Origin of the sequence: Methylocystis sp. SB2 (genome assembly GCF_049817085.1) — a bacterium.
In the GTDB taxonomy this organism is placed as follows: domain Bacteria; phylum Pseudomonadota; class Alphaproteobacteria; order Rhizobiales; family Beijerinckiaceae; genus Methylocystis; species Methylocystis rosea.
The window spans coordinates 1508214-1519988 of record NZ_CP187401.1 but is presented as its reverse complement, the minus strand read 5'-3'; the positions used below and the strand labels follow the sequence as shown (position 1 = coordinate 1519988).

General features: G+C 63.6%; 12 protein-coding genes. 6 read left to right on the top strand and 6 right to left on the bottom strand.

The features are described from left to right. Nucleotides 1–11: 11 nt before the first annotated feature. A complete protein-coding gene (locus ACPS74_RS07400) occupies nucleotides 12–854 on the top strand; it encodes a TIGR00282 family metallophosphoesterase (protein ID WP_029650678.1) in 843 nt (280 codons plus the stop codon). Between the two features lie 25 nt (nucleotides 855–879). Here ACPS74_RS07400 and ACPS74_RS07395 read toward each other — a convergent pair whose 3' ends face one another. Beyond that, on the bottom strand, nucleotides 880–1812 hold the full coding sequence (locus ACPS74_RS07395) for a bile acid:sodium symporter family protein (protein ID WP_083481357.1): 933 nt from the start codon (nucleotides 1810–1812) through the stop codon (nucleotides 880–882). A 289-nt stretch (nucleotides 1813–2101) separates the two neighbouring features. Here ACPS74_RS07395 and ypfJ point away from each other — a divergent pair, with 289 nt between their 5' ends. After that, the gene (gene ypfJ, locus ACPS74_RS07390; RefSeq protein ID WP_029650682.1) at nucleotides 2102–2998 is read left to right on the top strand and encodes a KPN_02809 family neutral zinc metallopeptidase; all 897 of its coding nucleotides are present in this window, start codon (nucleotides 2102–2104) and stop codon (nucleotides 2996–2998) included. 3 nt (nucleotides 2999–3001) lie between these two features. Here the strand turns inward: ypfJ and ACPS74_RS07385 are convergent, their stop codons facing one another. Beyond that, a complete protein-coding gene (locus ACPS74_RS07385; RefSeq protein ID WP_051381785.1) occupies nucleotides 3002–3568 on the bottom strand; it encodes a hypothetical protein in 567 nt (188 codons plus the stop codon). A gap of 69 nt (nucleotides 3569–3637) precedes the next feature. Here ACPS74_RS07385 and ACPS74_RS07380 point away from each other — a divergent pair, with 69 nt between their 5' ends. The 3 genes from ACPS74_RS07380 to ACPS74_RS07370 all read left to right on the top strand — a co-directional run bounded on the left by ACPS74_RS07380 (nucleotide 3638) and on the right by ACPS74_RS07370 (nucleotide 7667). Then, on the top strand, nucleotides 3638–5176 hold the full coding sequence (locus ACPS74_RS07380; RefSeq protein WP_029650684.1) for a bifunctional ADP-dependent NAD(P)H-hydrate dehydratase/NAD(P)H-hydrate epimerase: 1539 nt from the start codon (nucleotides 3638–3640) through the stop codon (nucleotides 5174–5176). 236 nt (nucleotides 5177–5412) lie between these two features. After that, nucleotides 5413–6060 (top strand): carbonate dehydratase, encoded by a 648-nt coding sequence (can, locus tag ACPS74_RS07375; RefSeq protein ID WP_029650688.1) that lies wholly within the window; start codon nucleotides 5413–5415, stop codon nucleotides 6058–6060. A 41-nt stretch (nucleotides 6061–6101) separates the two neighbouring features. Continuing rightward, a complete protein-coding gene (locus tag ACPS74_RS07370) occupies nucleotides 6102–7667 on the top strand; it encodes a SulP family inorganic anion transporter (RefSeq protein WP_029650690.1) in 1566 nt (521 codons plus the stop codon). Nucleotides 7668–7679: 12 nt separating this feature from the next. Here the strand turns inward: ACPS74_RS07370 and ACPS74_RS07365 are convergent, their stop codons facing one another. The 3 genes from ACPS74_RS07365 to ACPS74_RS07355 form a co-directional block, all read right to left on the bottom strand. After that, nucleotides 7680–8243, bottom strand: a complete 564-nt coding sequence (locus tag ACPS74_RS07365; protein WP_239753897.1) for a sel1 repeat family protein — start codon at nucleotides 8241–8243, stop codon at nucleotides 7680–7682. 258 nt (nucleotides 8244–8501) lie between these two features. After that, nucleotides 8502–9269 carry a glycerophosphodiester phosphodiesterase family protein gene (locus ACPS74_RS07360; RefSeq protein WP_029650694.1) on the bottom strand — a complete coding sequence of 256 codons (768 nt, stop codon included), beginning with the start codon at nucleotides 9267–9269 and terminating at the stop codon, nucleotides 8502–8504. Beyond that, on the bottom strand, nucleotides 9266–9745 hold the full coding sequence (locus tag ACPS74_RS07355; RefSeq protein WP_029650697.1) for a RidA family protein: 480 nt from the start codon (nucleotides 9743–9745) through the stop codon (nucleotides 9266–9268). Before ACPS74_RS07355 ends, ACPS74_RS07360 begins: the two co-directional genes overlap by 4 nt. A gap of 109 nt (nucleotides 9746–9854) precedes the next feature. On the opposite strand from ACPS74_RS07355, the gene ACPS74_RS07350 reads away from it, so the two are divergent. Next, entirely contained in the window at nucleotides 9855–10676 is an 822-nt protein-coding gene (locus ACPS74_RS07350; RefSeq protein WP_029650698.1) for a cell envelope integrity EipB family protein, read from the top strand. Between the two features lie 16 nt (nucleotides 10677–10692). On the opposite strand, the gene ACPS74_RS07345 is transcribed toward ACPS74_RS07350, so the two are convergent. Beyond that, nucleotides 10693–11739 carry a hypothetical protein gene (locus ACPS74_RS07345; RefSeq protein ID WP_157055257.1) on the bottom strand — a complete coding sequence of 349 codons (1047 nt, stop codon included), beginning with the start codon at nucleotides 11737–11739 and terminating at the stop codon, nucleotides 10693–10695. Nucleotides 11740–11775 lie beyond the last annotated feature (36 nt).

Below are 11775 nucleotides of genomic sequence, written 5' to 3'. Positions count from 1 at the left end.
TATGAGGCCATATGTCGAAATTCCCGCCGCTCCGCTTTCTCTTCATCGGCGACGTTCTGGGCCGTTCGGGCCGCGCGGCTGTGTCGCGCTTTGTCCCTCGGCTGCGCGAAAAATGGGCGCTCGACTTCGTCGTCGTCAATGGCGAGAACGCCGCTGGAGGCTTCGGCATCACCGAAGCCATTTGCGATGAGATGCTCGGCCTTGGCGTCGATTGCGTCACGCTCGGCAATCACGCCTTCGATCAGCGCGAAGCTCTGGTTTTCATCGAACGCCAGCCGCGGCTGCTGCGCCCGGTCAATTATCCGCCGGGAACGCCGGGACGCGGCGCCGGCCTCTACACGGCGGCGCGCGGGCAGCAGGTGCTCGTCGTCAATCCGATCGGCCGGGTCTTCATGGACGCGCTCGACGATCCTTTTGCCGCCATTGAGCGCGAGCTGGGCGCCTGCCCGCTGGGCGTCGGATGCGACGCCATTTTTATCGACATGCACGCCGAGGCGTCGAGCGAGAAAATGGCGATGGCGCATTTCGTCGACGGCCGCGCGTCCGTGGTGGTCGGCTCGCACACGCATACGCCGACCGCCGACGCGCAGATCCTGCCGGGAGGCACCGGCTATCAGACCGACGCGGGCATGACGGGCGATTACGACTCCGTCGTCGGCATGGACAAGGAGGAGCCGCTTCGCCGGTTCCTGCGCAAGACGCCCGGCGCGCGCTATGAGCCCGCCAATGGCGAGGCGACCTTCTGCGGCGTGGCGGCCGAAATCGGCGCCGACGGGCTTGCGACGATGATCTCGCCGGTGCGGCTCGGCGGCCGGCTGCGGGAAGAGTGGCCCCAGGAATGGGACGCGTCATGAGCATGCGCGAGGGTTTCGCTCAGCGCTATCGAGACACCGCGCGATCGACGAGCGACGCAGCAAAATGCTGGACAAGGTTATAGAGGATCACCGGCAGCATCACTTGCGGATGCTCGGCAAGGGCCGTCGAGGCGAGCACCAGCGCCGTGCCGTTGTTATTCATGCCGAGACCGAACATCATCGAAGCTGTGTCCGCCCGAGTGGCGTCCAAGGCCCGGGCGAGACCGTAGCCAGCCGCGAACATCACGAGGCACAAGCCGCCGACGATCGCCAGAATCGCCGCCAAAAAATCCAAGTCGGGGTGAGCGACGACGTTCGGCAAGGACAACGCCGCGTTCGAATAATTGAGCAGCGCCAGGACGATCATATTCGCGATCTTCAGGTAAGGGCTCGCCGCTCCGACCCCGGCTTGCCCCACAATCCGATTGACCGCGAGTCCTAAAACCGTCGGCAGGATGACCCATGGGCCGAGAAAGGCGAATGCGCCGCCGGCGGCGAGTTCATGCAGGTCTTTCGAATAGTCCCCGATCGTCACATAGCCGACTCCATGCAGAACAAGCGGCGTCAGTATCGGACTGAGCAGTGTCGTAAGCAGCACGAGTGAGAGGCTGAGCGCGAGATTGCCATTCGCATTTTGTGACCAAGCCGTCGAAGCGCCCGCAATCGGCATGGATGCGATAAGCGCGAGTCCAACCAGGATCTGTTGAACCTCTTGGGGATTGTGCCAAAACAACAGCGTGCCGCTTATCGCGGCGATAAATGTGAGCGGCACGAGAATATTGGCCGCCAATCCAGAGGCCAAAAGAGTCGGCCGGCCCAGCAAATTTTTGATGTCGTCGGTCCTGGCGGAGAGCCCGGCGTTGAAAAGCAGGAGCGCCAACATGATCGTTGGCGGCGAAACATGCAGCTTCACCGCGAAGAGATCGAGCGGAGCGAGTTCTACGCTGCGAATCTTCAAGCCGGCCGTTGGCCAAAGCGCGGCTGCAAAGTAGGAAGCTCCTACAATGTAGATAAAATAGTGATGAATAAAACCCGCTATTGTTTGCGCGTGACTTTTACTTCCAGAAGGCTTCATCGTGAGGCTGCCGCTAGTTGAACGAGCTTGTTGAGATCTTTGTGCGAGCCAAACGGTTGCAGTCGGCGTCTGCGCGCCGCCATCGCGTGCATAAACTCTACCAAGAGCCGATAAGCTCGCTTAAATAGCTCATCGAGCAGCGCCCCCGGGCGCGGGTCCGGAGCGCGCCAACATGAAATGGGAAGATCTCCAGTCGTCCGAGAATATCGAGGATCGCCGCGGCGGTGGTGGGCCGATGATGGGGGGCGGGCCCCGCATGGGCGCGGGGGGCCTCGGCCTTGGCACGATGGTGATTCTCGGCTTGATCGGCTGGGCGCTCGGCATCAACCCTGCGATTCTCATCGGCGGCGCGCAGATCGTCAGCAATATGCGCCAGGAGCGCGAAGTGGCTCTGCCCCGCCAGGAGGCGCCGCGGCAGAGCGCGCCGACCGATCAACTGGGGCGCTTCGTCGCTAAGGTGGTCGGCTCCAACGAGCAGGTCTGGTCGCGAGTGCTTCCCGAGCAAAAGGGCGTGCGCTTCCAGCCGCCGCGGCTCGTTCTCTTCAACGGCTACACCCAGTCGCGCTGCGGCACGGCGCAATCGGCGATGGGGCCGTTCTATTGTCCGCTCGACCAGCGCATCTATCTCGACACGTCCTTCTTTCGCGATATGCAGCGGCGGTTCGGCGGCGGCGGCGATTTCGCCTATGCCTATGTAATCTCTCACGAGATGGGCCATCACGTCCAAAATCTGCTGGGCATTCTGCCGAAAATCCAGCGGGCTCAGCAATTGGCGGGCAGCCGTTCGGAGGCCAATGCGCTTTCGGTGCGCGCGGAGCTGATGGCCGATTGCCTCGCCGGCGTCTGGGCCAACAACGCCAACAAGCAGAAGCCTATTCTCGAAGAAGGCGACATCGAACAGGCGGTCGCTTCGGCGCAGGCGATCGGCGACGACCGGCAGCAAAGGGCGACTCGCGGCTATGTGGTGCCGGATAGCTTTACGCACGGCTCGGCGGCGCAGCGCACGCAATGGCTGCTGAAAGGCTTGCGCACGGGCAGCATCGACGCCTGCAACACGTTCAACGAGTGAAAGTTACAAGACGCGGCGGGCGCGGGTCGTCAGATCGGCCCCCCGCATCTTTCGCACAAGTCGCGCGAGATCCGCGCCTTCGGCGGATAAGAGCGCGCTTTTTGGCGCAATGAGCCCGACCGGACGCGCCAGACCCGGCGCAAGACGAGTGATCAACGAATCCGGAGCCAGCCGAAGCGTTCGGGCTCGGCTGGCGTCGCCATAGGCAAAAAAATCCTGCGCTTCCTCGGCGAAGTCGCGCTCCACGGCGAAACCGGCCAGCAAAAGGAGAAGATGGTCGCGCTGCGCCGCTTTCAGCGCCTGCGCCAAGCCGTCGGCGGCGTGCGGCGTTTCGATCAGCGCGCAGCCGGCTTCGTCGGCGATCCGGGCCAGGCCTCGTCCCGGCGCGGCGAGGATCAGGGCGTCGGCGATCAGTCCCTGAACGCACGACTCGACGAGCGAACCGAGGCTGCGCGCCACGGCCTCCCGGCGCAGCGGCGCGCCGGGAGAGTCGAAGGCGATGAGCGCGGCGGTCAGCATGTCCATGACATACCGGAAGCCGAGGCGCGACGGAATGCGGCGCCGCGTCATCGAGCGTTGCGTCCATCTTGTGAGCCGGCGCCCATTGCGCGGGCGGCGGCCTTCGGTCACCATCGCGCCATGCCCTCCGCTTTCCCGCTCGAAATCCTCACGACGGATCAAATGGCGCGCGCCGATCGCCTGACGATCGAGAGCGGCGTGCCGGCGATGTCGCTGATGGAGAGCGCCGCCGCGGCGATCGCGCGGGCGACCAGCCAAATTCTTCAACGCACCAGCGGGCGGCGGGTCTTGGTGCTCTGCGGTCCTGGCAACAATGGCGGCGACGGCTTTGTCGCGGCGCGGCTGCTGCGCGCGCTGCGCTATAAAGTCCGCGTCGCCTCCCTGACCCCGCTCGACCAATTGCGCGGCGACGCGGCGCAAGCGGCCGCCGCTTGGCCTTGTCCAGTCACGTCCGCGCTCGACTGCAGCTTCGACGGCATCGATCTCGTCATCGACGCGCTGTTCGGAACGGGTCTCGCGCGCGATCTCGATTCGAACGCAAGCGCCCTCGTCCGCCGCCTGAACCGATGGCGGCGCGAAAGCGGCCAGAACGTCGTCGCGGTCGACATTCCCAGCGGCGTCGACGGCACGACCGGCGCGGTGCGCGGCGCGGCGGTGGAGGCCGACGCCACCGTCACCTTCTTTCGCGTGAAGACCGGCCATTTGCTGTTGCCTGGCCGTCTGCATTGCGGCGCGCTCACCTGCGCGCACATCGGCATTCGACCTTCGGCGCTGGATTCGCTCGCCGTTGCGACTTTCGTCAACATGCCGCAGCTCTGGCGCGACGCGCTGCCGCTGCCGCAAGTCGAGGGCCACAAATATTCGCGCGGCCATGCGCTGGTCGTTTCGGGCGGCGCCTCCTTTACAGGCGCCGCGCGGCTTTCGGCGGCTGCGGCCTTACGCGCCGGCGCGGGACTCGTGACGCTCGCCAGCCCAACCGAAGCGCTTGCGGTCAACGCCAGCGCGCTCACATCCGTCATGGTTCGGCCGGCCGACGGGGCGAAGGGCCTCGCCAAGGTTCTGTCCGATGAACGAAAGAACGCCGTCGCCATCGGTCCGGGGCTGGGCGTCAGCGAGGAAAGCTGCGCACAGGTCGAGACAGCGCTTGCGCCGCAGGCCTATCGCCGCGCCGCGGTCCTCGACGCGGACGCGCTCTCGAGCTTCGCCGGCGATCCAGAGCGGCTGTGGCGCGCAACGCGGGCTGCGCCGGGCCCGGTGGTGATGACGCCGCACGCCGGCGAGTTCGCGAGGCTCTTCGCCGCTTGCGAGAACGATTGCGGCTGCCGCTCGAAACTCGACAAGGCGCGCGAGGCGGCGCGCGCCAGCGGCGCGATTGTGCTCTTCAAGGGAGCGGACACGGTCGTCGCCGCGCCGGACGGACGCGCCTCAATCCTTTCTTATGCGACGCCGTGGCTTGCCACCGCAGGCTCGGGCGACGTCTTGACCGGCGTCATCGCCGGCTTGCTGGCGCAGCGCATGGACGGCTTCCTCGCTGCGTCCTGCGCCGCCTGGATGCATGCGCGCGCCGCCGAGATTTTTGGACCCGGGCTGATCGCCGATGATATCATCGCCGCATTGCCGCAGGTGTGGCGGGAACTCTGCGCGGCCCAACAAAAGTAGGCCGAAGCGAGCGGCGTCCTTGGCTGTTTTATGAGCGTGGCCCCATGCCCTGATAAGCCGGCGGACACTTGTGGTGACCTCAGGACCTTCGTAGACTCGTCCTGCTTGAGCGAGGGCGCTCGACTTCGACGATAATCGCCGTAGTTCGCGCTCCTGTCCGAGCGGCTTCCGTCGCTGTCACATTGCTGTCGCAGCCAGACCGCTTTTGAGGCGATGGCCGAAAGAAAACGGGCGTGATGAAATCCTTCGAAAAACTGTTGCTTGAGAACAAGGCCTGGGCCGAGGAAGTCCGTGAGCGCGATCCCGGCTATTTCGAGCGTCTTGCGGCCAATCAGAAGCCCGAATTCTTGTGGATTGGCTGCTCTGACAGCCGCGTGCCCGCCGACATCATCGTCAACGCGCTGCCGGGCGCCATTTTCGCCCACCGCAACATCGCCAATCAGGTGATCGCCACGGACTTCAACTGTCTCAGCGTCATTCAATACGCTGTGCAGGTGCTCAAGGTTCAGCACGTCATCGTCTGCGGTCACTATAATTGCGGCGGCGTTCGCGCCGCCCTTGACCGACAGCGCCCCGATCTGGCGCTGCTCAATAAATGGCTAATGCATATCAAAGACGTCTATCGGATGCACAGAGATGAGATCGACGCGCTCAACTCTCAGACCGAACGCGCCGACCGACTGGTCGAAATCAATGTGATCGAGCAGGTGATGCGTCTGTCGCAACTTTCGATTGTTCAGACCGCCTGGAAAGAGGACCAGCAGCCGATGCTGCACGGCTGGGTGTTCGGACTCGACGATGGAATTCTGCATCAGCTCATCACCTTGCCGCCGGGCAGCGAAGTGGACGTCATCTATCAGCAACATGGCGGCGAAGATCTCTAACCCGCCGCGCGGCATAAACCGCCAATAGGGAGAACTCAGGCGTGTTTAAGAGACATCTCGACTATTACGTCCGCTACCTCGATCATGATATTCCGGCGGGGGTCGTGGTGTTTCTCGTCGCGGTGCCACTGTGCCTCGGCATTGCGGTCGCTTCCGGCGCGCCGCCCTTTTCCGGAGTGATCGCCGGGATCGTCGGCGGGCTCGTCGTGTCTCTTGTCAGCGGTTCGCAGTTGAGCGTTTCGGGTCCTGCCGCAGGCCTGACCGTCATTGTCGCGGCTGCGGTCGAAAAACTTGGCTTCGACGCCATGCTGCTTGCGGTGGCGCTGTCGGGCCTCCTGCAAGTGGGGATGGGCTTTCTACGGGCGGGCGTCATCGGCGCGTTTTTTCCGTCAGCCGTCATTAAGGGCATGCTTGCGGCGATCGGGTTGATCCTGATCATGAAGCAGCTGCCGCACGCGGTTGGCTACGACGCCGACGCGGAAGCCGACTTGTCGTTCCTCGAGGATGATAGCCACACGCGTCTCTCCTTCCTCTGGGACGCATTTCGGTCCTTCTCGACGGGAGCGGTGATCGTCAGCCTCGTATCGCTCGCGATCATGCTTCTTTGGGATACGCCCTACATCAAGAAGCATCGCTACCTTTCGATCGCGCCCGGTCCGCTGGTCGCGGTGCTGTTTGGCATCGCCTATAACGTCGTGGCGCAGACGCTGTTTCCCGCTTTGGCGATCGCGCCGCAGCATCTCGTCAATCTTCCCGCCATCTTTGGACCAATAGATTTCGCGCGGGAGTTCAACTTTCCGGACTTTGCCCGGCTGATCGATGTCCAGATCTATGTAACCGCCGCCACTTTGGCGCTGGTCGGCAGCCTTGAAACTCTGCTGAGCTTAGAGGCCGTCGACAAGCTCGATCCGCTCAAGCGCATCGCGCCGACCAATCAGGAGCTCAAAGCGCAGGGCGTCGGCAATTTCCTGAGCGGCATGTTGGGCGGATTGCCGATCACCGCAGTGATCGTGCGCAGCTCCGCCAGCATTGACGCCGGCGCACACACCAAGGTGGCGTCCTTTGTCCACGGCGTGCTGCTGTTGCTCAGCGCGATGTTCCTGGCGAGCGTGCTCAATATGATTCCGCTCGCGTGTCTTGCGGCGGTGCTGCTGCTGACGGGCTACAAGCTCGCGAAGCCGAAACTCTTCGTTCAGCAATATGAAAAGGGATTCAATCAGTTTGCGCCCTTTGCCGTGACGATCGGCGCAATTCTCTCGACGGATCTGCTCAAGGGCATGGCGATCGGCATGGCCGTGGGGCTCTTTTTCGTGTTGCGCGCAAATTATCACTCCGCATTCACGCTCACGCGCGACGGGCGGAACTACCTGCTGCGCCTGCAAAAGGATGTGTCCTTCCTCAACAAGGCGCAGCTGCGCAACTACCTGGAGAATGTCGAGGAGAACAGTTACCTGGTGATCGATGGCACGCGCGCCGGCTTTATCGATCAGGACATCATGGAGACGATTCAGGATTTCATCAAAGCGGCGAGCGATTACAATATCCGCGTTGAACTCAAGGACATGCGGGGCCTGGAGCCGGTCAACGGATTGGTCCCCGCAGAATAGCGCGGCGGCGAGTCACATGGACGTCAGCGCGCGGCGGGAAAAATCGCAGGCGGCGAATTCTGGCTGGAGCCTGCAGGATTTCCTGTAGGAGCGACGCGCGAGGGCAAGGCTTTTCTTGACGCCCTCGCCGTTGCGGTACGCCTGTCCGAGCATGGCGCACCCCCAATGATCGTTTTTGTCGCAGGCGATCTTAAAGCTGCGAAATTGACAGCGATCTTTGGCCTTGGCGGAAAGCGACTCGAGCGGATCGCCCTCTTCGGCGGCGTTGCGCATATGCGCGGCGCGGTTGGTGCAGCCGGAGGCCTTGCCAAGCGCACAGGCCATTGCGAACAGGAGCTGCGCGTAGCGCGGCGCGATGACGCTTTCGTTCTCCTGAAGCGCGAGCGCCAACCGGAAGCAGTGTTCGCCGCTGCGCTTGCCAATGCAGGCTTGATAGCATTCCTCAGGGCGGGCTGCGCAGTGATCGCGCGTGACTGCTTCATCTCCCAGGAGCAATCCGCCCAGCGAGGCTTCCTCACGGAAGACGTCGGCCGGACAGGCGCGCGCGGTGGATTGCAGCGTCTTGTCGCGATCCATTTCGCCTGTTGCGCGGCGGGCGCCGTCAGCGTCGAAGGATCCGTTTTTTGTATCGGCGATGGCTGTGCCGACTCCCAGGATCGCCGCTATCCCAATTGTTAGCACAAGGCGAATTGAGCGTCCGCGCTGGCGCATGGCGATGTTGCTCCCGTCGATCGAGGGGCGCTCGATTGTGATCCATGTCGCGCCCGATCGGCTCTGCTAACAAGAATCGGCGCTTGGGCGGATGCGGCGGCGCACGCCGCGCGACTCGAGCGCTTATGGCGCGAAGCCCTCGAAGACGATCTGATCGGCCCATTCTCGCGCCCGCGCCGCCATCTCCGGCGAGCGCACCGTCCAGGTCGTTACGGGAATCTTGAGCGCCTCGCGCAGCAGCAGCGGAATGGCGTGCGGAAGATCGCGCACGCGCCAAGACAGGAAGTCCGGCAGCGTCCGCCTGTAGTGCAGAAAGTGCGTGAGCTCCGCGCGCTGTGCGGTAGACAGCTGCGGCCAATCATCTGCGTCGTAATGCGCCTCGCCGACGATGCCGAGCGGCCGATGCGCGATCCCGAGCGCGGCGGCGCGCGCGCGCAGAAAGGCGATCTGATCGGGGTCGAAACTTTCGACGGCGACGGGACCGCTGTAACGCGCCAGCGCCTGCGCCGTGCGCTGCGCCGCGGTCGTGTCGCCATCGAAGGCGCTCTTGATTTCTACAATGATTGGCGTTCGCCCGCCGATCGCCGCGAGAAACTCGGAAAACCTCGGAATGGCGTCATTGGCGCCGCGCAGCCCCAGACGACTGAGCTCATTCGCGCTGCGCATCGCGACAGCCCCCGCGCTTTCGGTCAGGCGCTCGAGAGTCTCGTCGTGAAATACGACGAGTTCGCCGTCAGATGTGAGCTGCACGTCGCATTCGACGCCAAAGCCCGCGGCGATCGCCGCGCGGGCGGCCGAAATCGAATTTTCGATCACGCCCTTCGAGGGATCATGCAGTCCGCGATGGGCGATCGGCCGCGCCGTCAGCCACGAAAAATCCCGGGAGTTCACGGAAGAATCTCGAAGATTCCTTCCACTTCGACAGCGGCGTCGAGCGGCAATTGCGCGACGCCAACGGCGAAGCGCGCATGTTTGCCATTCTCGCCCAATACGGCGGCGACGAGATCGGAAGCGCCGTTAACGACTTGCGGCAGCGACGCGAAGTCGGGCGCGCTGTTGACATAGCCGCCGAGCCGTACGGCCCGCAATTTCGAAAGATCGCCGACGGCGGCGTTGGCTTGGGCGAGGACGTTGAGCGCCGCCTGACGCGCAGCGGACTGCCCGGCCTCAAGCGAAACGCCGGCGCCGAGCTTGCCTTGATGCGCCGGGTCGAGGCCGTTGGCGCCCAGCGGCAGCTGTCCCGATATGAACAGCAGGGCGCCCGTGCGCACAAAAGGAACATAGTTGGCGACCGGCGCGGCCGCGGCGGGTAGGGTCAGTCCCAGCGCCTGTAGCCGCGCGAGCGGGGTGTCGGACGGTGCGGTCATAGCGCCTCCTCAAAGAGAAAGTCGTTGCTCCCAATGAAGCGCGACCCTAGTTTCCTACTCCACGCGACGCAATGGCGTCGCGTGGCGCCGCCACACAGAAAGAGGTCCGATGATTTCGTTACGCGTGCTGGCCGCCGCGATCTGCGCGGCGACGCCGGTTGGCCAAGCGTTCGCCGAGCGCGGATTGCCGCTCGCCAATCATCGCGCTGTCTATGATCTGAGCCTGTTGAAATCGAGCGGCGCGAAGGCGCCGGCGCAGGCGCGCGGTCGGATCGCCTTCGACTTCTCCGGTTCGGCCTGCGAAGGCTATGTGCAGAACTTTCGCCAGATCACCGAATTGCAGCCCTCGGAAGGGGCGGCCAAGCTCTCCGACATGCGTTCGGCGACATTCGAGGGCGGCGACGGCGCGGAGTTTCGCTTCAAGGTGGAGACTAAAGTCGACAACTCACGGACCGATGAAGTCGACGGAAAGGCCAAAAAATCCGCCGACGCCCGGCTTGCCATCGATCTTGCAAAGCCAAAGCGCACGCGCCTGGAGCTCGCCGGTCCGATGCTCTTTCCGACGGAACATTTGCGCAAGATCGTGGAAACGGCCGCGGCCGGCGAACAGCTGCTGGAAGCGCGGGTCTTCGACGGCACGGGCGACGGCGAGAAGGCGTTCGATACTCTAACGGTCATTGGCAAGCCGACGACCGAGCCGCCCCAGGAAAAGGTCGCGCGCGTGAATGCGCTCAACAATATCCGTCGCTGGCCGGTTGCGATTTCCTATTTCGAGCTGGGCAAGAAGGACGGGCAGCCGATTTATGTGCTGTCCTTCGACCTTTATGAAAACGGCGTCTCGCGCGCGCTGAAGCTCGACTACGGCGACTTCGTCTTGCGCGGCGACATGACGGATCTCGTTTTGCAGCCGACGCCGACCTGCAAAAAATAGTGCGGCTTTCAGCGGTTCACCGGCGGCGCAACAGCGCTGCGATTTTGCGCGCGATGGATCTTGGCCGCCAGAAGATCGCGGCGTGGATATCGAGAGTCTGGTCCGAAAAATCCGCCGTCGGCGGAACGGCGAGGAGCGTCGCATCCTCTGGAGCGCGTCTCAGCGCCGCTTCGTCGTCGGGCATTGCGATGGCGACGCCGCGGTCCGTGGCGATCGCGCGCGTTACGTAATGCAGCAGCATGAGATTGGCGACGATCTCCTGCATCTTCGAGCGCGGATTCTTGCGGTAGACGCATCGCGGCGCGCGAATGAGATATTCGCCGCTTCTGTCATCGGACCGCAGCATCAGCGCGACGAGACGGCCGTTTCCGGGCCAATAGCATTCGCTCTGTCGGTTGAGACGGATGAACGCGCCTTCGAAAACCTTCGATTCTATGTGATGTAGCTCGCATGCCCCGCGACGCTGCGCCTTGGTCGCGTCGATGTAATCGAAGCGAATCTCGGCGTTGGGCGCCAAGGGAACGCGCGCGTCGCCGATCCGGCTCAGCACTGCGGCGGCCACCGCCGTTGAGGCGTCGACCGTCAGATGGTTTTCGTCCTGATAATGCGCCGCCGTCGGGCTTCCTGAGAAAATCTCGTCAAGCCAGATGGCGGGCGTCGCATAACGCGTCGCCGCGTCCGCGTAGAGCCGATGCGCGCGCCGCGTTGCGCTGCGTAGCGCTTTGGAGGCCGTCGGCCGTGGGTCCAGACAGAGAAACATCAGGCGGATTCGACGCCGGGCGCAACAGGCTGCGATCGCTTCGAGCGTATCGGCGACGAGCTTCGGGCGCAGGCAGCCGGCGGCGAAAAGCAGAATGTCGTTGAGACAATATTCGAAAATGACGACGTCCGGAGAAGCCGTCGCGTCGCGCTCCATCTTCAAAAGCGCCAGCAGACCGTAGAGCGACCCTACCGCGCCGAGAAAACGATTCTCGACCTCGTGCGCCGACGCCTGCCGTTGAAATTGGAAGGCCCAGCCTTCCCGCATTCCGGCGTTGGAGCCGCCGAGCAGCAAAATTTTCATGCCATCAAAATTTTCATGCCATGGAGATATGTTGCG